The organism is Streptomyces sp. NPDC107562 (assembly GCF_055657325.1).
Map to the genome: position 1 here is coordinate 547,083 of NZ_JBVKBE010000003.1, position 20,588 is coordinate 567,670.

Here is a 20,588-nt window from a genome sequence, read left to right on the forward strand (position 1 = left end):
CTGACCGGCCTGAACGGCCCGATTCCCTGATCGGCTCGACCGGCCTGATGGGCCCGGTCCGCCCTGTCCGTTCGTCAGGGCCGATTGTCGGACCCCGCCCGTAGAGTCGAAGACGACTGATCCGATCCGTGGGCGGGAGGTGGCAAGACGTATGGGCGAATCCGTGTCCGTACCCGTGCGGCTGGCCGCCGTCTTCCTTCCCGCGCCGGTTCCCCGTCAGGGCCGCGTGGCCTTCTGGGACCCGGACGACGAGGGCGGGGCGGCCGTCCCGGGCCGCACCTCCACACCGCTGACGGTGGTACGACCCCATGGGGCCGCGGTCCGCCGCAAGGAGACGCCGGCGCTGACCCTGCCGGTGGGGGAGGCACTCCCGTTCCTCGTCCGGGCCCGGCACGATCCGGCCGCCCACCCCGCCACGGCCTGCTGGGGCGCCGCCGCCCTGCACGCCCTGCGGCTCGCCGCCCGGGGCCGCCTGCTGCCCGGCCTGACACCCACCGGGCACGACGCCTGGCGCGCCGGCCCCCTCGACCCCGACGACATCGCCCACCTGCGCGCGGTGGCCGCCGCGCTGCCCGGCGAAGGGCATGCCGTGCCGCTGCCCGGTCCGGGCCCGCTGCGGCTGCCCGAGCCGGAGACGCTGGTGCGGGCGTTCCTGGACGCGGTCGCGGACACCCTGCCGCGCACCCCCGCCGCCGCGGCCGCCTACGGCAGGCCCTTCGCGGCCCGCGCTCCGCAGCGCCTGCCCGGCGCCCAGGAGTGGGCCGCGGAGGTCGCCGCCGGGATGGACGCGGGCGTGCGGATCTCCTTGCGCCTGGACCTCGCGGCGTACGACCTCTTCGACACCGCCGACGACGGCGACCGGGTGCGCCGGGCGGGCGCCGCGATCGTGCAGGTGCACAGCCTCGCCGACCCCACGCTCGTCGTGGACGCGGCGGCGCTGTGGGCGGGGGACGCCGAGGCCTTCGGGCCCCGCGCGCGGGTGGACGCCGCGCTCGCGGTCCGGCGGGCGGCGCGTGTCTGGGCGCCGCTGGACCGGCTCGCCGAGCAGGACGTGCCCGACGTGCTCGCCCTGTCCGAGTCCGAGCTCGGTGACCTGCTGGGCGCGGCGGCCGCCCGGCTGGCGGCGGCGGGCGTCGCGGTGCACTGGCCCCGGGACCTCGCGCGCGACCTGACGGCGGCCGCGATCGTGCGGCCCGCGCCGGGCTCGGCGACCGACGGCACCGGCTTCTTCGAGAGCGAGGACCTGCTCCAGTTCCGCTGGCAGCTGGCGCTCGGCGGGGAGCCGCTGAGCGAGGCCGAGATGGACGCGCTGGCCGAGGCCCACCGGCCCGTCGTGCGGCTGCGGGACCAGTGGGTGCTCGTCGACCCCGCACTCGTGCGCAAGGCCCGCAAGCGCGAACTAGGCCTGCTCGATCCGGTGGACGCCCTGTCCGTCGCGCTCACCGGCACCGCGGAGGTCGACGGCGAGCAGGTCGAGGCGGTGCCGGTCGGCGCGCTCGCCGCCCTGCGCGACCGCCTCACCGCCGGGATCCGGCCCGCCGAGGCGCCTGCCGGACTCCGAGCCACCCTGCGCGACTACCAGCTGCGGGGCCTGGCCTGGCTCGACCTGATGACCTCCGTCGGCCTCGGCGGCTGCCTCGCCGACGACATGGGACTCGGCAAGACCGTCACCGTCATCGCCCTCCACCTCAAGCGGGCCCGCACCGAACCCACGCTGGTGGTGTGCCCGGCCTCCCTGCTGGGCAACTGGCAGCGCGAGATCGAGCGCTTCGCCCCGGGCGTCCCCGTGCGCCGCCACCACGGAACCGAACGCACCCTGACCGGCCTCGACGGCGGCTTCGTCCTCACCACGTACGGCACCATGCGAGCGGCAGCGGCGACGCTGGCCCAGCAGCGGTGGGGCATGGTCGTCGCCGACGAGGCGCAGCACGTCAAGAACCCGTACTCGGCGACGGCGAAGGCCCTGCGCACGATCCCGACGCCCGCCCGCGTCGCCCTCACCGGCACCCCCGTCGAGAACAACCTCTCCGAGCTGTGGGCGCTGCTGGACTGGACGACACCCGGTCTGCTGGGCCCGCTCAAGTCCTTCCGTGCCCGGCACGCCCGCGCGGTCGAGAACGGCGAGGACGAGGAGGCGGTGGCCCGGCTCGCCCGCCTCGTCCGCCCGTTCCTGCTGCGCCGCAAGAAGTCCGACCCCGGCATCGTCCCGGAGCTGCCGCCCAAGACGGAGACCGACCACCCGGTGCCGCTCACGCGGGAGCAGGGCGCGTTGTACGAGGCGGTGGTGCGGGAGTCGCTGCTCGCGATCGAGACGGCGGAGGGGATCGCGCGGCGCGGCCTGGTGCTCAAGTTGCTGACCTCGCTCAAGCAGATCTGCGACCACCCGGCGCTCTACCTCAAGGAGGAGCACGGCCCCTACGGCGGTGACCGGCTCGCCGCCCGCTCCGGCAAGCTCGCCCTGCTCGACGAGCTGCTGGACACGCTGCTCGCGGAGGACGGTTCGGCGCTGGTCTTCACGCAGTACGTCGGCATGGCCCGCCTGATCACCGCTCACCTGGCCGCCCGTGCCGTCCCGGTGGACCTCCTGCACGGCGGCACTCCCGTGCCCGAGCGCGAGCGCATGGTGGACCGTTTCCAGGACGGTGCCACCCCGGTGCTTGTCCTGTCCCTGAAGGCCGCGGGCACCGGGCTGAACCTGACGCGCGCGGGGCATGTCGTCCACTTCGACCGCTGGTGGAACCCGGCCGTCGAGGAGCAGGCCACCGACCGTGCCTACCGCATCGGCCAGACCCAGCCCGTGCAGGTCCACCGCCTCATCACCGAGGGCACGGTGGAGGACCGCATCGCCGAGATGCTGGAGGCCAAGCGCGCCCTCGCCGACGCGATCCTCGGCTCCGGAGAGGCGGCGCTGACCGAGCTGACGGACCGTGAGCTGTCCGACCTCGTGTCGCTGCGGAGGGCGTCGTGACGGGGGAGGGGCAACGGCCCGACGAGGAACGTCTGCCGGGAGACCCGGGCGACCCGGTTCCGGAGAGGGGGGCGCGGCCCGCAGACGCGGCGCGGCGGGCTCTGCGGGCCGCGCGGGACCTCTCCGGTGAACCCGCCGGGTCCGGCCCTGCACCGAGCGACGCCGCCCGCCCTTCCGCCGCCCGCGAGTCCCGACCGGGCGACGCGGCCCGTGAAGCACTGAGACGCGCGGCCTCGGCGCGGCGGACGGTCGCCGAGTCCGAGGGCGCGGGGAGCGGGGCGGGGCGTCCGATGCCGGGCGGATCGCCCGACGACGGGCTCCCGGTCTCCGACGGCCCGGGTGCGGGCTCGGGTTCCGGTGCGCCGGGGGAGGCTTCGGGTTCGGGTGCTTCGGGGGAGGGCTTGCGTTCCGGTGGTTTGGGGGAGGCTTCGGGTTCGGGTGCTCTGGGGGAGGGCTTGCGTTCTGGTGGCCTGGGGGAGGCTTCGGGTTCGGGCGCTCTGGGGGAGGGCTTGCGTTCCGGTGGCGCGGGGGAGGCTTCGGGTTCGGGGGAGGCCCCGCGTTCCGGTGCGCCGGGGGAGGGCTCGCGATCCGGTGCCTCGGGGGAGGGACGGATCTCCGGTGAGTCCGGCGAGGTGGTGGTCGGCGATGCCTCGGCGAGCCGGCCCGCGGACGTCGCGCGGGACGCGTTGCGGGCCGCGCGGCAGGCGCGCGAGGACGTCGGGACGACGGGCGTCGAGCCGGTGCGGCGGAGCACGCCCCGCCCTCCGGCGGATCGGTCGCGCCGCCCGCGTGCGGTGGGGGAGTTGTTCGCCGACGCCTTCAAGAGGGCGGCCCCGCAGCACGCGTCCGACGACCGGCACACCCCCGATGACGGCCCTCGGCCGACGACCTCGTCCGAGCGCCCCGCCTCCGAGCGACCCTCCTCCGCTTGCCCGCACGAGGGCGACCCCACCGCGGGGTCACCCCTCGACCTGCCCTCGGAGCACGCCCCTCAAGGTGCCGCGCCCCCGCAGGCCCCCCGCTCCATGGCGTCCCCGCATCGTGACGGTGACCTGCGTCGTACGTTCCCCGCGTTCCCGCCCCGCGCGTCCGGCGACGACACCTCCCTCGCCGAGACCTGGTGGGGCAACGCCTGGATCACCGCACTGGAACGGGGCGCGCTGGACGTCGAGCGGCTGGCGCGGGGCCGCGGTTACGCCCAGCAGGGCCGGGTGGACGCCATCACGGTGACCCCGGGCCTCGTCCTGGCCTACGTCCGCGGCAGCCGCCCGCGGCCGTACCGGGTGCAGGTGCGGCTGCGGACGCTTCAGGACGCGGACTGGGAGCGGTTCCTGGACGCCGCCGCCGACCGCCCCGGCCACATCGCCGCGTTGCTGGACAAGGAGATGCCCCAGGCGCTGGCGGACGGCGAGGTGCCGCTGCTGCCCGCCGCCGGTGATCTGGACCCGCGGTGCAGTTGCCCCGATCGCGGTCACCCCTGCAAGCACGCCGCCGCGCTGTGCTACCAGACCGCGCGTCTGCTCGACGCCGACCCCTTCGTGCTGCTTCTGCTGCGCGGGAGGGGCGAGCGCGAGGTGCTCGACGCCCTCTCCCGGCGCAACGCGACCCGGGCGGCCCGCGCCGCCCAGGAGAAGGAACCGGCCCCGCCGCCGGGCATCCGGGCGACCGACGCGCTGTCCCGGCGCGAACTCCCGCCGCTGCCGATGCCGTTGCCCGTCCCGCCGCACCCCGAGCAGCCTCCGGTGTACCCGGGAGCCCCGGGCGGCCCGGACTCCTTCGCGCTGGACCACCTGGCCACGGACGCCGCGGCCCGCGCCCACGCGTTGCTGCTCACCGGCCGCGATCCGGTGGCGGAGCTGACGCCGTGGCACGACGCGGTGCGGCTCGCGGCGGCCCGCCCGGGATCCGGCCTCACCCTCGGCACCCGTGCCCTGTACTCCTCCCTCGCCTCGGCGGTGGGCCGTACTCCGGCCGAGCTGGCGCGTGCGGTCGCCGCCTGGCGGCAGGGCGGGCTCGACGGTCTCGTCGTCCTGGAAGAGCCCTGGGACCCACCGGCCGGCCGTTTCGACCGCGCCCGCCCGCTGCTCCTCGCCGCCGACCTGCCCGCCTTCCGCCCTTCACGCAACCGCCTCACCCACCCGAGCGGCCACGTCCAGCTCCGCCTCGGCCGTGAGGGCCTCTGGTACGCCTACGAGTCGGAGCCGGGCCAGGACGACTGGTGGCCCCGAGGCACGCCCGACCCCGACCCGGTCGGCGCCCTCACGGGCCTGGGCGGCACGGACGACCTCTGAGCCACGCTCCCCTCCCGTCCGCCGTCGAGCTGACCTCCGGCCCCCGACGGCGCCCCGTCGCCGCCCACGGATCCGGGCACCGCATTCCCAGCCAGCGCCGACGCCCCGCCCCCACCCCAAAAGCCCACCACCCCGGCCATCAACCCGAGGCCAATCCCGTCCCGGGGCCGCCCCCCCCACCGACGACCCTCGCCGCCCCGGCACACGCCCCCACCCCCGATCCAGCACTCCCCGGCCCCCACCTGGAGCATTCCCGTTCAGCCGGGTGCCGTCATCGCCGTTAGCGTGCTGTGCAGGACGTTGCGTCGGCGAGGACGGGGAAGCACACGATGGCCACAGACGACCAGCACGACGTCGCCGACCCCTCCGCCCCGGCCGGCCGGGTCCCCGAAGCGCTTGTCGTCGTCATCTGCGGGGCGACCGGCGACCTGGCGCGGCGCAAGCTGCTGCCCGGTCTGTTCCATCTGGCGAAGGCCGGCCTGCTGCCCGCCCGGTACCGCGTCGTCGGCACCTCACCCGCCGCCGACTCCTTCGGCGACGCCGAGTTCCGCGAGCACGCCCGCCAGGCCGTCGCCCAGTTCAGCCGGGCGGCGCCCGAGGGGCCCGACTGGGAGGCGTTCGAGCAGACGCTGTCCTACGGGGCGGCCGACCCCGGCGAGACGGGCCCCCTCATGGCCGCCGTGCAGAAGGCCGAGCGTGCCCTCGGCGGCAGCCCCCGCCGGCTGTTCCACCTCGCCGTGCCGCCGGTCGCGTTCGGATCCGTCGTCACGATGCTCGGCACGTCCGGGCTGGCCGAGAACGCCCGGGTCATCGTGGAGAAGCCGTTCGGCACGGACCTCGCCTCCGCCCGCGCCCTCAACGACACCCTGCACGCCGTCTTCGACGAGTCCCGCGTCTTCCGCATCGACCACTTCCTCGGCAAGGAGTCCGTCGACAACATCCTCGCCCTGCGCTTCGCCAACGGACTGTTCGAGCCGATCTGGAACCGCGACCACATCAGCCATGTCCAGATCGACGTGCCGGAGACCATCGACATCCAGGGCCGCGCCCGGTTCTTCGAGGGCACCGGCACCTTCCGCGACATGATCGTCACCCATCTCTTCCAGCTCCTCGGCTTCGTGGCGATGGAACCCCCGGCGGCGCTCGACGCACGCTCCCTGCGGGAGGAGAAGGACAAGGTCTTCCGCTCGCTGCGGCCCCTGGACCCGGCGCACGTGGTGCGCGGCCAGTACGAGGGCTACCGGAACGAGCAGGGAGTGGCCCCCGCCTCCGACACCGAGACCTTCGCCGCGCTGCGCGTCGACATCGACAACTGGCGCTGGGCCGGGGTGCCTTTCTACCTCCGCTCGGGCAAGGCGCTGGCCGAGGGCCGGCACATGGTGACCCTCACCTTCCGCCAACCACCCCTGCGGATGTTCCCGGCGGACGTCCACGACGACAGCACGGCCTTCGGCTGCAACTCGCTCGCGATCGACTTCGACGACCCCGGCAGCATCACCACACGCTTCCTGGCCAAGGAACCCGGCCCCGAGATGCGCCTCGGACAGACCGAGATGGTCTTCGACTACGCGGGCTCCTTCGTCCAGGACCACGCCCTGGAGGCCTACGAGCACCTGATCCTGGAGGCCATGCTGGGCGACCAGTCGCTGTTCACCAGCGCCGAGGGCATCGCCCGTCTGTGGGAGGTCGCCGAGCCCCTGCTGAAGGACCCGCCGCCGGTGGAACCCTACGCCAGGGGGTCCTGGGGGCCGGAGGGCATCCACCGGCTCGTGCGGCCCCACCAGTGGTATCTGCCGGACGGACGGTGAGTCATGCTGGGCCTTCCCGATCACATCCGAGCCTGCCTGTTCGACCTCGACGGTGTGCTGACGCAGACCGCGAAGGTCCACGCCGCCGCCTGGAAGGAGACGTTCGACGCCTTCCTGCGCCGACGCGCCGACCGGGACGGCAGCGCCTTCGTGCCCTTCGACGCCGGCGAGGACTACGACGACTACGTGGACGGCCGCCCCCGCGAGGACGGCGTCCGCACCTTCCTCGCGTCGCGCGGCATCGAACTGCCCGAGGGCACGCCCGAGGACGGTCCCGACCGCGAGACCGTGCACGGCGTGGGCAACCGCAAGAACGAGCTGGTGCTCCGTCTGATCCGCGAGCAGGGCGTCGAGCCCTACGAGGGCTCGGTGGCCTATCTGCGGGCGGCCCGGGACGCCGGTCTGCGGCGCGCGGTCGTCTCCTCCAGCGCAAACTGCCACGACGTCCTCGTCGCGGCCGGCATCGAGGACCTCCTCGAAGAGCGCGTGGACGGCATCACCCGGCGCGAGCAGGGCCTGCGCGGCAAGCCCGCCCCCGACACCTATCTCGCCGGCGCCCGGCTCCTCGGCGTGGAGCCCGCCGAGGCGGCGGTCTTCGAGGACGCCCTGGCCGGCGTGGAGGCGGGCCACGCCGGGCACTTCGGCGTCGTCGTCGGCGTCGACCGGGTCGGCCAGAGCGCGGAACTGCGCCGGCACGGGGCGGACCTCGTCGTGACCGACCTCGCCCGACTCCTGAAGGAGCAGCGGTGATCAGTCACCCGTCGTTCGCCTGCGAGCCCTGGCTGCTGCGCGAGACCGAGCTGAGCCTTGAGGTCCTCGCCCAGAGCGAGTCCGTCTTCGCCCTGGCCAACGGGCACGTCGGCTGGCGCGGCAACCTCGACGAGGGCGAACCGCACGGGCTGCCCGGCGCCTACCTGAACGGCGTGCACGAGGTGCACCCGCTGCCGTACGGGGAGTCCGGCTACGGCTACCCGGAGTCCGGCGAGACGGCCGTCAACGTCACCGACGGCAAGATCGTCCGGCTGCTCGTCGACGACGAGCCGTTCGACCTGCGCTACGGCGAACTCGTCGCCCACGAGCGCGTGCTGGACTTCCGCACCGGTGTGCTGAGCCGCACCGTCGACTGGATCAGCCCCGCGGGGACGGGGGCCCGCGTGGTCTCCCGGCGCCTGGTCTCCTTCACCCAGCGGTCGATCGCCGCCGTGGAGTACGTGGTGGAGCCGCTCGACACCGCCATCACCGTGGCCGTCCAGTCGGAGCTGGTCGCCAACGAACAGCTCCCGCGCACCTCCGGCGACCCCCGGGTCTCCGCCGTGATCGACACACCGCTGCGCGCCGAGGAGGACTTCGCGCAGGACACCCGGCTGCGCCTGCTGCACTGCACCGGCCACAGCGGCCAGCGGCTGGGCGTCGCGGCCGACCACATCGTGGAGGGGCCCGAGGGCACGTCATGGTCGGCGGAGAGCGAGCCCGACGTCAGCCGCTTCACCGTCACCGCCACCCTGGCCCCCGGACAGCGGCTGCGGCTCGTGAAGTTCGTGGCGTACGGCTGGTCGGCGCAGCGGTCGCTGCCCGCCGTACGGGACCAGGTGGAGGGCGCCGTCGCCGCCGCCCGCAGTTCCGGATGGGAGGGCCTGCTCGCCGAACAGCGCGCGTACCTGGACGACTTCTGGTCCCGGGCGGACGTCGAGGTGGAGGGCGACCGGAAGATCCAGCAGGCCGTCCGCTTCGCCCTGTTCCACGTGCTCCAGGCGGCGGCGCGGGCCGAGCGCCGCGCCGTACCGGCCAAGGGCCTGACCGGCACCGGCTACGACGGGCACGCGTTCTGGGACACGGAGTCGTTCGTGCTGCCCGTCCTCAGCTACACCGCTCCGGACGCCGTGGCGTCGGCCCTGCGCTGGCGACACGAGATGCTGCCCGAGGCGCTGGAGCGGGCCCGCCAGCTCGGCCTGGCCGGCGCGGCGTTCCCCTGGCGCACCATCAGCGGCGCCGAGTGCTCCGCCTACTGGCCCGCCGGTACGGCCGCGTTCCACGTCGACGCGGACATCGCCGACGCCGCGGTGCGGTACGTGGCCGCGACGGGCGACGAGGAGTTCGAGCGCGGGCCGGGTCTCGAACTCCTCATGCACACCGCCCGGTTGTGGCACTCGCTGGGCCGTACGGACGGCGAGGGCGTCTTCCACGTCGACGGGGTGACGGGGCCGGACGAGTACAGCGCGATCGCCCGCGACAACCTCTACACGAACCTGATGGCCCGCCGGAACCTGCGGGCTGCCGCGGCCTGCGTGCTCCGGTTCACCGAGGAGGCCGCGGATCTGGGGGCCACTCCCGAGGAGGCCGCCGCCTGGCAGGAAGCGGCGGACCGGATGGCCGTGCCGTACAACGAAGAGCTCGGTGTGCACGAGCAGTCGGCGGGCTTCACCACGCTGGAGCGCTGGGACTTCGAGGCCACGACGCCGGAGCAGTACCCCCTGCTGCTGCACTTCCCGTACTTCGACCTCTACCGCAAGCAGGTCGTCAAACAGGCCGATCTCGTCCTGGCCATGATGACCTGCCCCGACGCGTTCACCAAGGACGAGAAGGCCCGCAACTTCGCCTACTACGAAGCCCTCACCGTGCGCGACTCCTCCCTCTCCGCCTGCTGCCAGGCCGTCCTGGCGGCCGAGACCGGACATCTCCGGCTCGCCTGGGACTACCTGGGCGAGGCCGCCCTCATGGACCTGGAGGACCTGGAGCACAACACCCGTGACGGTCTGCACATCGCCTCCCTCGCGGGCACCTGGGTCGCGCTCGTCGTGGGCCTCGGAGGCATGCGCCAGTACGGCGGCGCGGGCGCCGGCGAACCGCTGGTGGGCTTCGCGCCGCGCCTCCCCGAGGCGCTGACCCGGCTCGCCTTCACCGTGCTGATCCGTGGCCGCAGGCTGCGCGTCGAGATCCGCGGCGGCGAGGCACGCTACGTCCTCCTGGAGGGCGAGCCCCTGGACCTCCTGCACCACGGCGAACGGTTCACCGTCACCGCCGGTGAACCGATCGGTCACGCCGTGCCGCCCGCCCCCACCCGTCCGGAGCCGCGGCAGCCGCGGGGACGGGAGCCGCTCTCCTGCGCACCGGGCGGGCCGGACGGGCCGGGGGACGCCGTTCACCCTTAAGTCACCGCGGAATCAGCCCAGTTGCTATCCCATCAGCGCCCCCGTACGTCACACTGCCTTCGAGGGGAACATCCGTACGTAGGGGGGCCGGGGCATGGGCATGTCCGGGTGGAGACCAGCCGTGGCCGCGGTGACCGGAACGCTGCTGCTGGCTGGGTGCACCGGTGGGGCGGACGACGCCGCCGATCCGCCGGAGACGTCCGCGCGTCCCACGGCCGACGCGAGCGCCGGGTCGCCGGCGCCGTCCGCGTCGCCCGCGGACGAGCCGTACACCGTCGCGGACGACAGGGCGCCCCGGACACGGGCCGAGGCGGTGGCGTTCGTGCGCGGCCTCGCCGTACGGCCGGACTACTTCGGCGTCGGATTCGGCAAGCGTGAGCCCTACGAGAGCGATCCGGCCGAATGGGCCGTGCTGGGCGAGGACTGCCTGTGGCGTCGCGAGCCCCTGCCGGACGGTGTCCTGGCCAGCCTGACCCGGGGGTTCGTGCTCCCGGAGGCCGACGGCAAGGGGCCGGTGCAGGTCTCGCTGACCGTCACGGTCCACGACGACACCCTCGCCGCGCGCCGCGACATGGCCGCTTCCCTGGAGGACGCCCTGCGCTGTCCGGAGCAGCGGCTGAACGCCACGGTGCGGGTGCGCGGCCTGTACTCCCGGGCCGACCCCTTCAGCGAGCAGCGCAACGCCATCACCGACGACGACCTCACGGAGTCCGGAACGTATGTGGTGGACGGGGAGAAGGGGGCGCACCCCTTCGACTGGTTCAAGTTCCGGCTCGGCCCGGTGACCGTCGCGGCGACCGCCCGTACCGGTGCCGGCCGCACCGAGGAGGAGAAGACCGCCATCTCGTCGGACATCGCCAAGGGGGTGGGCTTCGTCGCCGCCGACATCGACCGGCAGGCGGCGGCGCAGGAACCGGGCGGCAAGTCCGGCGACAGCACGCCAGGAACCGGCACCGCCGGCGGGACGGAGACCGCGCGATGAGTGAGCCGCTGCTGCCTTCCGACCCCTCGCGCATCGCCGCGTTCCGCCTGCTGCGCAGGCTCGGCGCGGGCGGCATGGGCGTGGTCTACCTGGGACGTACCGACGCCGGAAAGCTCGCCGCGGTCAAGGTGATCCACGCCGACGGCGCCGCCGACGACGACTTCAGGACCCGCTTCGCACGGGAGGTGGAGCTGGCCCGGCGGGTGGAGAACCCCTGGGTCGTGCCGGTCCTCGACGCGGACGCCGAGGCGCGCGAGCCGTGGCTGGCCACGGAGTTCGTCCCCGGACCCGCCCTCGCCGAGGCGGTGGCCGCGCACGGACCGCTGCCGCCGCGCGCCGCCCGCGTGCTCGGCGGACGACTGGCCGAGGCGCTGGCGAGCGTGCACGCGGCCGGACTGGTCCACCGGGACGTCAAACCGGGCAACGTCCTGCTGGCCCTGGACGGACCCCGGCTGATCGACTTCGGCATCGCGCGGGCCCTGGACGACACGGCACTGACCGCCTCCGGTGTCGTCGTCGGCACCCCGGGTTTCCTCGCCCCGGAGCAGGCGCGCGGGGAGGACGCCACGGCCGCGAGCGACGTCTTCGCGCTGGGCTGCGTCCTCGCCTACGCGATGACCGGCCGCCCGCCCTTCGGTACCGGGGAGCCGCACGCGCTGCTCTACCGCACTGTCCACGACGAACCCGAACTCGACCGCGTGGACTCCGGATCGCGGGCGCTCGTGACCCGCTGCCTGGCCAAGGACCCCGAGGCGCGCCCGACGGCCGAGGAGGTGCGCGACGGCCTCACCGAGGACCTCCCCGGGGACGCCGACTGGCTCCCTGACCCGGTGGCCCGGATGGTGGCCCTGCGCTCCAGCGAGAGCCTCGCCCTGCCCGGTATCGAGCCGACCGCCGTGGACGCGGGCGCCGCGGACACGGACGGCACGGGCGGGCAGGACGCCCCGCAGGCGCGCCCGGCCCGGCGCCGGCTGCTGCTGGCCGGGGGTGCCCTGCTGCTGGCCGGGGGCGGCGCGGCCACCGCCGCCGCCCTCTCGGGCCGCGACGACGAGCCGGACGGCTCCGGCGGCCCCGCACGCCCCACCTACGTCCTGGGCGTCCACTCCACCAGCGACCCCGCGGCAGCCCCGCTCGCCCGGGCCTGCGAACGTGCCGCGCAGCTGGCCGTGGCGCAGCACAACGCCACCTCCGGCCGCGCCTACGACCTCGCCGTACGCGTCCTGCGGGATCCGGGCACGGTCGTCGGCGGCCGGGACGTCGCCGGCACCTTCACCGCCGACCGCGACGTCGTCGCGGTCCTCGGCCCGGTCACCGAGATCGCGATGCGCACGGCCGCGAACATCTACGGCGACGCGGGCCTCACCCATGTGTCCAGCACCACGGGCCAGCAGGACTACTTCCTCCTGTCGCCCAAGTCGTCCTTCCAGAGCGGCACGCCGCACTCCGCACTGGCCAGCTGGCTCGTGCTCCACGCGCTGCTGCGAAAGGAGACGGGACGAATCGGAGTGGTGGTCGACCGCTCCGGCGGCACGACGATCCAGGACCAGGGCACCCTGGTCGTCCGCCAGTGGCGCCAGACGCTCGGCGGTGAGGTCGCGCCCCGCGTGGTGGCCGAGGAGACCGGCGACGGCCCGGCGGCGGTCCGCTCGCTGCTCGCCTCCGGCATCGACGCCTTCGCGTATCTCGGCCCCCTGGACGCCACCGTGCGCGCGGCCCAGGAGCTGGCCGGAGCCGGTTTCACCGGGACGCGCTGGATGCAACACCAGCTGTACGGCTCGCAGTTCCCGCGGCTGGCGGGCGCGGCCGGCGAGGGGTGGTACGTCGTCACCTCGGCCGTGGACGCCGCCGCGCTCACGACGAAGCGGGCCAGGGACTTCACCGCCGCTTGGCGCCGCCGCTACCGAGCGGCGCCGGAGCCGTACGCCGCCGAGGCGTACGACTCGGCGCGGATGCTGCTCACCGAGTTCGCCCGCACGGTCCCGAAGGGGGCGCGCCGCCGCCCGGCACGGGCCGCGCTCGGCGAGCGGCTGGCGAAGGTCTCCTACCAGGGCATCGCCCGCGGCTACGCCTTCGGCACCTACCACGAGTACACCAGCAGCAACCGGGGCTGGTCGGAGGGCACCTTCGTGCACGAGGTCCGCGGCGGGCGGTTCCGGCAAGTGGGGTCGCTGTCCGACGTGGAGAGCGCCTCGAAGACCACGGGGTAGGGCGGACGCCGCCCGGGCACGGCGGCGAGGAAGGCGATCGGCATGGAACGGCTGCGCCCCTCCGACCCCTCGGAGATCGGCGGCCACCGGCTCGCGGCGCGGCTCGGCGCGGGTGGCATGGGGGTCGTGTACCTGGCGCGTTCCCCGCACGCCGCCTGGTGCGCGGTGAAGGTGATCCGCGCCGAGCACGCCGACGACCCCGGATTCCGTGCCCGCTTCCGCCGCGAGGTGGATCTCGCGTCCCGCCTGACCGGGCGGTGGACCGTGCCGGTGCTCGCGGCCGACGCCGAGAGCCGCTCGCCGTGGCTGGCCACCGCCTACGTGCCGGGCCCGTCCCTCGCGGAGGCCGTCCTCCTGCACGGTCCCTGGCCCGAGGAGCAGCTCAGGGCCCTGGGGGCCGCGCTGGCCGAGGCGCTGGACGACGTGCACACGGCCGGTCTCGTCCACCGGGACGTCAAGCCCGCCAACGTGCTGCTCGCGGCGGACGGACCGCGCCTGATCGACTTCGGGATCGCCCGCAGCGTCGGGGCGACCGCGCTGACCGCGGACGGCGTCGTCGTCGGCTCACCCGGCTACCTCTCGCCGGAGCAGGCCCGCGGCCTGCCGGTCGGCCCGCCGAGCGACGTCTTCTCCCTGGGCTGCGTCCTCGCCCACGCGGCCACCGGACGCGCCGTGTTCGGCACCGGTGGGGCCGCGAGCGTGCTCTACCGCACCGTGCACGAGGAGCCCGACCTGGACGGCGTACCCGCCGGCCTGCGCCGGCTCGTACGACGGTGTCTGGCCAAGGACCCGGCGGCCCGCCCCACGGTGCCCGAACTGCGCGCGGCCCTCGGTGTGTTCGTCGCGGCGGGCTGGCTGCCCGCGGGCCTGCCCCCGCTGGTCGCGGCCCGCGCCTCCCGCGTCCTCGACCTGCCCGTCCCCGAACCCACCGCCCTCGACACCACCCCGGCCGCGCCCGGACCCGCCGCCTCACCCACCCGTCGGCGCCTGCTCACCGCCGCGTCGGTACTCGGCGTCACCTCCGCCGGGGTCGGCGCCTGGTGGTGGTCCCGCCCCGGCGCGTCCGCGGGCCAGGGCGCAGGCCAGGGCGCCGGGCGCCGCCCCCGGCGGGTGATCGGTCTGCTCGGCGACAAGGACGACGCCGTCCTCACCGCCCACGAACGCGGCGCCCGTCTCGCGGTCGAGCAGCACAATCGCGACGACCGCCGCACCTTCGACCTGGCCCTGCGCACCGCCGACGACGGCGGCAGCGCCGAGGGCTCCGGCCGCGCCGCCGCCCGGCTGGTCGCGGACCCCGAGGTCGCCGTGCTCCTCGGCGCCGGGATCAACGCCACCGTGCTCCCGGCCGTGGCCGCGTGCGAGCAGGCGCGCCTCCCGCTGCTCGTCACCCGCGCCGACACCGACCGGCTCGACAGCGCGAACCTGACGACCGCGCTGGTGCTCCGCTCCACCAGGACCGCAGGCCCGCCGGCCATCGTGCGCCACCTCAACCGGGTGGTGCGGCCCGCCAGGACGGTGGTCGTGCACGACCTCGCCGACGCCGCGGAGACGCTGCAGACGGTGCGTTACGTCACCGTCTACGGCAAGCTCGACGGCGAGACCGTGGTGGAGGAGATCGCCGCCGACGAGGACTTCACCGGGGTCGCCCGGCGCATCGCCGCGCGGCCCCGGGACGCCGTCCTGTTCGCGGGCGCCCGCGCCGCCCGCGCCGCCGCCTGCGCCCGCGCCCTGCGCGACGCCGGACACCGCGGGACCTGTGTCGCCGGCGAGTACGTGATCGGCCCTCCGCTGCTCGCCGCGGCGGAGGGCTGGCTGGTCGGCACCGCGTACACCGACGCCGTCGCCGATCCGCGCACCGAGGCGTTCGCCGCCGCCCACCGCGACCGCCACGGCACCGCGCCGGCGCCCTGGGCGGCCGAGGCCTACGACGCCGTCCGCTTCGCCGCGTACGGCCTGAAGGCCGCCGGCGCCGAGGGCCGCTCCGCCCTGCGTGCCGAACTCCTGCGCCGGCCCTGGCAGGGCGTCACGCGCAGGGTCTCCTTCAACGCGGGCGGCCAGTTCTACGACCCTCCCGAGGACGGCGGCGCGTTCCTGTACCGCGTGACAGGCGGCGAGCTCCGCTTCGTCGCCCGCGCCGACGACATCGGCAAGGCGACATGAACCGTCGGTCCGTGCGACGTCGAGGACCGGTGGCTCAGTCGGCGTGGACACCGAGAAGCAGGCCGGTGGACTGGCCCACCTCGATGAGATGACCGTCCGGATCGCGCAGGTAGCAGCGCAGTTCGGAACCGCGGTCGAGGGGCTCGGTGAGAAACTGAGCACCCTTGGCGACCGCGTGTGTGTGGAAGTCGGCCATGTCCGCGACGCGGACGTTGAGGAAGCTCGACACGCGCTCGGTGGTCTGCGGCACCTCAAGCGTGACGCCGGGCTTGTCGGGAGTGGGGCCACCGCCGGGATTCATGATGATCCAGCTGTTGGCCACCTTCACGATGGCCGGGTTCTCCTCCATGACGACCTCGCCGCCGAACACGTCCGCGTAGAAGCGCCGCGATCTCTCCACGTCGCGCACGGTCAGGAAGTGTGTGACCAGGAGCCCTTGTCGCGGGGCGGGCAGATCGTCATGAGCCGTCATGGTGCCTCATCCTCACTGTGCGGCCGTCCTCCGGCCGTGCCTGGATACCCTCGGCGGACGCGCCGCCGCCGAAGTGACCGAGCAGCCCCGGGATCTGTGACACCCTCCGGGCGCGCGTCCCGGATCGTCCCCGACTACTCCAGCGTCTTTCCCTTGGTTTCCGGCGACATGAGAGTGACGACGGCCGTCACCAGCATCAGAGCGATCGTGTAGCCGAGGAAGAGGTGCTCGCGGCCGCTGCCGGCCAGCCACGTCTGGAGGTACGGCGCCGTGCCGCCGCAGAGGGCCACGGCGAGGGAGTACGGGGCGCCGATACCCGAGGCTCGCACATGCGTGGGGAACAGCTCCGCGAGGTAGGCCGGCAGAATCGACGCCCCGAGCGCGAGCAGAAGGCCGGCGACCGACATGGCCAGCGTGAGCTGCCAGGCCTCGTCCTGGATCAAGTGGTTCAGGGGGAAGGTCAGTGCCGCGCCGCCGAGCGTGAACATCAGGAAACACGGCCGTCGCCCCAAACGGTCGGACAGCGCTCCGGCGAGCGGCAGCGCCGCGACCAGGACCGTGAGGGCGATGACGGCGGACCACAGCGCGGCGGAGGCGGGGAGGTGTTTCACCCCGATCGCGTAGGCCGGAGCGGCGGTCACCCAGGTGTAGAAGAAGACCGTGCCACCTGCGGCGAGCCCGACGACCCGCAGCGCCGCGGCACGGTTCGCCCAGAGGTCGCGTGCGACGGAAGTACCTGGTCCGTGCCGTTCCCCCGCGCCCTGTGCGTGTCCGTACGAGGGCGTCTCGCTCAGCGTGCGACGCAGGAGGAGGGTGAGGACGCCGAGCACCCCGCCCAGGAGGAAGGGCACCCGCCACCCCCAACTGCCCATCTGCTGCTCGGTGAGCACGGTGGTCAGAGTGGCGCCGAGGAGGGTCGCGACGATGACGGCCGAGACACCCGAGACGTAGATGGTGCTGCTCCACAGGCCTCGGCGGTGCGGGGGAGCCATCTCCGCGATGTAGGTGTGCGAGGCGGCGATCTCACCGCCGTAGGCGAGGCCCTGGAGCAGGCGGGCGAGCAGGAGCACCACCGACGCGCTCACGCCGACGCTCGAGTACGACGGGGCGACACCGATCAGAAGGCTCCCGGCGGAGGCCAGGGCGATCGACAGCAGCAGGGAGGTCCGTCGGCCACGGCGGTCGGCGAGCCAGCCGAAGAGGATGCCGCCGATCGGCCGCATCCCGAACCCGACAGCGAAGACCGCGAGTGTGGAGAGCAGCCCGGAGAACGAGTCGGTCGGTGTGAAGAACTCCGCGGCCACGAACGGCGCGAAGACCGCGTAGACGTTCCAGTCGTACCACTCGAGCGCATTGCCCCCGCCGGTACCGAGAAGGGTGCGCAAGTGCTGTCTGCGGCTGGGCGCCTCCGGCGTGATGGCTCCGGCCGGCACACCGGGCTCTGTCTTGGGAATCACGATGGACGAGGTCGCTCCTACTCGGTTCGGAACGCAGGATCGGGTCGCTACCCCGTACTGCGACCGGTGAGTTTACGGCGAGCGGGCGCGGGAACGACGGCCCGCTCCTTCCGATGATCGAGAACCCCCGACCCGAGGAACCTTGGGCCGACAGGTAGCATCCCTGGCGCAAGCCCCGTAACCGGAGGAAAGTTTTCATGCTGACCTCGATGCCCGCTGCGCCGACGTGTGACCGTTCGGCGACGCTTGAGCGTCATGCGGCCCTGACGTTCAACGGTGGTGGAGCCGCGGTCACTCGCCTGCGGCCGACGGTTCCCAAGGCCCCGCAAGGACCGGCATCCGCAGGCGCGCGATGATCGGTCGGGACGAGGAGCTGCGGACTCTGCGCCGGCTGGTGACGGACGCGGCGGCGGGGCACGGCGGCACGGTGCTGGTCCACGGGGCCCCCGGCGTCGGCAAGTCGGCCCTGCTGCGCACGATCGCCGCCGACGCCGTCGACAACGGTTTCAGGGTGCTGCGGACCTCCGGAGTGGAGACCGAGCAGTGGCTGCCGTTCGCCGCACTGCAGTTGCTGCTGCAACCCATCGCCCGTGACATCCAGAACCTGCCCGCCGCCCACCGGTCGGCGCTGAGCGACGCGTTCGATCCCACGGAGGCCGAGCCCCAGATATACCGGGTCGCGCTGGCCGTGCTCGAACTCCTCGCCGACGCGGCCGCCCGGCAGCCGCTCCTGATGCTCGTCGACGACCTCCAGTGGACCGATTCGTCCAGCCGGGACGTGCTCAAGTTCGTCGCCCGGCGCAACGGCGACCTCGCCATCGCGCACATCGCCGCCAGCCGTACCCAGTCCGCCGACGCGTACATCTACGCGGACCTCCGTCTGGAGCCCCTCGGCCGGACGGCCGCCGCGGAGTTGCTCGACTCCGGGGCGCCCGAGCTGCCCGAGCCGCTGCGGGCGCTCATCCTGGACCGCGCCGCGGGGAACGCGCTGGCCCTGGTCGAGCTGCCCAAGGCGGCACAGGGCATGTCCGCGCAGATGGACGACCTGCCGCTGACCCAGCGGCTGGAGGACGTCTTCGCCGCACGCACCGACTCGGTGAGCCGGCCGTGCGGGGCGTTCCTGCTGGCTCTGGCCGCCGACCCGACCGCCCCGCTGAACCGGCTGCTGCAGGTGTCGGGTCGCCTCTGCGGTTGCGAGGTCTCCGTGGACGCCCTGCAGGAGGCGGTCGACGCGGGCCTGGTCACCCTGGTCGGCCGTACCCCCGAGTTCGAGCATCCGCTGATGCGCTCGGCCATCTACACCCGGGCCGCGCTGACCGATCGGCTGGCCACCCACCGCGCCCTCGCGGCGGTGATGGACGACATTCCCGAGTGCCGGCTCATCCACGAGGCCGCGGCCGCGATCGGCCCGGACGAGGAACTCGCCGACCGGCTCGAACGCTTCGCCGACGCCTCGCACGCCCGGGGCAAGGTCGCCTCAGCCGTCCCCGTCCTGCGTCAGGCGGCCGACCTCGTCGTCGACCCGCAGCGCCGTACCGGCATCCTGGTCCGGGCAGCCGAGCTGGCCAGCGAGATCAACGACCGCGTCAGCACGCAGATGCTGCTGGACCGCGCCGACATGAGCGCGCTGGGCCCGGTGGAACGGGCCCGCCTCATGATCGTGTCCGACAAGTCCGCCTTCGAGCCGGACAAGCCGCACCGGCGCATCCAGGACATGGTCACCGCGGCGGCCGAAGCGTTCGCGGCGGGGGCCGGCGACGTCGCCGAGGACCTGTTGTGGCGTGCCGGAATACGCTGCTTCTTCCAGGACGGCGACGCGCAGGTGCGCGCCCGGATCGCCGTGGAACTGGACCGGTGGAACCCCGATCCGGACGCCCCTCATGTGCTCGCGGTGCGCGGGTACGCCCAGCCGTACCGCTACGGGGCCGACGTGATCGCGCGGCTCGACGGTCTCGAGCCGGACCGCGAAGACGCCCGGATCCTGCACTTCTTCGGCACCAGCGCCATGTCCATCGGCGAGTTCGAGCGCGCCGGCCGCTACCTGGAGCTGGCCGCCGCGGCGTGGCGGTCGCAGGGCAAGCTCGGGCTGCTCACCCGCTCTCTGTCCGGCAACTATCCGCGGGTGTTCCTCGGCCAACTCGACCGGGCTCGCGAGGAGTCCGCCGAGGGGCTGGCCCTGGCCGAGGAGACCGGGGAGCGGATGCAATGGCTGGGGCTGCAGGCGACGGCGGGCCTGGTGGCGGCGCTGCGCGGTGAGACGGAGGAAGCCGAGCGGTCGGTCCGCGAACTGCGCTCGCACAGCCTCTTCGCCGGTATGCGGTACGTCACGGTGGTGGCGCAACAGGTCGACGGCCTGCTCGCTCTCCTCGACGGCCGCGCAACGGAGGCCTACGACATTCTCGCGCGTGCCTTCGATCCGGCCGACCTGCACTACCACTCGATGCGTCGCTGGCTGCTCGCGCTGGACCTGGCGGACGCCGCGGTGGCCGCGGGCACCGTGGAGCAGGCCCGGGAACTGCTGACCGACCTGCCCGAGCTGGCCGGACGGCTGCCCTCACAAGCGATGGTGGTCGCGCACGCCTACACCGACGCGGTACTGGCGGGGGACGACACGGCCGAGGAGCGCTATGCAGCGGCCCTCGACAGGCTCCCGGCCGGCTGGACGCCGGCACGTGCCCGGCTGCACCTGCACCACGGCCGCTGGCTGCGCCGGCAGCGCCGCAACGTGGACGCCCGCACCCCGCTGCGACTGGCCCGCGACATGTTCGACCGGATCGGGGCGCAGCCCTGGGCCGAGATGGCCCGCGAGCAGCTGCGTGCCACCGGCGAGTCCAGCGGCCGACGGCACGCGAACACCAGCGAGCAACTGTCGGCCCAGGAGATGCAGATAGCCGTACTGGCGGCACAAGGGCTGAGCAACAGGGAGATCGGCCAGCGCCTGTTCATCTCCCACCGCACGGTCGGAGCCCACCTGTACCGGGTCTACCCGCGCCTGGGCATCACCAGCCGGGGCAAGCTCCCCGCCGCGCTTGCCGCCCTCCACGACGAACAGCCCGCGGCCGCCCTGTCCGGCGGGACGAACTGAACTGTCGGT

The 20,588-nt window shown here is 74.2% G+C and carries 11 protein-coding genes; 9 read left to right on the forward strand and 2 right to left on the reverse strand.

The genetic code is table 11. The annotated features are described in order from the left end of the window. Positions 1-151: 151 nt before the first annotated feature. The 8 genes from ACZ7LV_RS12700 (at position 152) to ACZ7LV_RS12735 (ending at position 15,565) form a co-directional block, all read left to right on the forward strand. The gene (locus tag ACZ7LV_RS12700) at positions 152-2,968 is read left to right on the forward strand and encodes a DEAD/DEAH box helicase (RefSeq protein ID WP_471938608.1); all 2,817 of its coding nucleotides are present in this window, start codon (positions 152-154) and stop codon (positions 2,966-2,968) included. Next, positions 2,965-5,259, forward strand: a complete 2,295-nt coding sequence (locus ACZ7LV_RS12705; RefSeq protein WP_471938610.1) for an SWIM zinc finger family protein — start codon at positions 2,965-2,967, stop codon at positions 5,257-5,259. The genes ACZ7LV_RS12700 and ACZ7LV_RS12705 overlap by 4 nt, the downstream gene beginning before the upstream one ends. Positions 5,260-5,588: 329 nt before the next feature. Further along, entirely contained in the window at positions 5,589-7,067 is a 1,479-nt protein-coding gene (gene zwf / locus ACZ7LV_RS12710; RefSeq protein WP_471938612.1) for a glucose-6-phosphate dehydrogenase, read from the forward strand. Positions 7,068-7,070: 3 nt separating this feature from the next. Next, positions 7,071-7,817 carry a beta-phosphoglucomutase family hydrolase gene (locus ACZ7LV_RS12715; RefSeq protein ID WP_471938614.1) on the forward strand — a complete coding sequence of 249 codons (747 nt, stop codon included), beginning with the start codon at positions 7,071-7,073 and terminating at the stop codon, positions 7,815-7,817. After that, on the forward strand, positions 7,814-10,216 hold the full coding sequence (locus tag ACZ7LV_RS12720) for a glycoside hydrolase family 65 protein (protein WP_471938616.1): 2,403 nt from the start codon (positions 7,814-7,816) through the stop codon (positions 10,214-10,216). The genes ACZ7LV_RS12715 and ACZ7LV_RS12720 overlap by 4 nt, the downstream gene beginning before the upstream one ends. Positions 10,217-10,337: 121 nt before the next feature. Beyond that, positions 10,338-11,198: a hypothetical protein gene (locus tag ACZ7LV_RS12725; protein ID WP_471938618.1), complete on the forward strand. Its 861-nt coding sequence runs from the start codon at positions 10,338-10,340 to the stop codon at positions 11,196-11,198. Next, positions 11,195-13,405, forward strand: a complete 2,211-nt coding sequence (locus ACZ7LV_RS12730; protein ID WP_471938620.1) for a bifunctional serine/threonine-protein kinase/ABC transporter substrate-binding protein — start codon at positions 11,195-11,197, stop codon at positions 13,403-13,405. The genes ACZ7LV_RS12725 and ACZ7LV_RS12730 overlap by 4 nt, the downstream gene beginning before the upstream one ends. A 42-nt stretch (positions 13,406-13,447) precedes the next feature. Beyond that, positions 13,448-15,565: a bifunctional serine/threonine-protein kinase/ABC transporter substrate-binding protein gene (locus ACZ7LV_RS12735; protein WP_471938622.1), complete on the forward strand. Its 2,118-nt coding sequence runs from the start codon at positions 13,448-13,450 to the stop codon at positions 15,563-15,565. Between the two features lie 34 nt (positions 15,566-15,599). Here the strand turns inward: ACZ7LV_RS12735 and ACZ7LV_RS12740 are convergent, their stop codons facing one another. Together ACZ7LV_RS12740 and ACZ7LV_RS12745 are read right to left on the reverse strand one after the other, a co-directional pair. Continuing rightward, positions 15,600-16,037: a VOC family protein gene (locus ACZ7LV_RS12740; protein ID WP_471938624.1), complete on the reverse strand. Its 438-nt coding sequence runs from the start codon at positions 16,035-16,037 to the stop codon at positions 15,600-15,602. Positions 16,038-16,171: 134 nt separating this feature from the next. Next, on the reverse strand, positions 16,172-17,494 hold the full coding sequence (locus tag ACZ7LV_RS12745) for an MFS transporter (RefSeq protein ID WP_471938626.1): 1,323 nt from the start codon (positions 17,492-17,494) through the stop codon (positions 16,172-16,174). A gap of 352 nt (positions 17,495-17,846) precedes the next feature. Between ACZ7LV_RS12745 and ACZ7LV_RS12750 the strand changes: the two genes are divergently transcribed. Next, entirely contained in the window at positions 17,847-20,579 is a 2,733-nt protein-coding gene (locus ACZ7LV_RS12750) for an ATP-binding protein (RefSeq protein WP_471938628.1), read from the forward strand. Positions 20,580-20,588 lie beyond the last annotated feature (9 nt).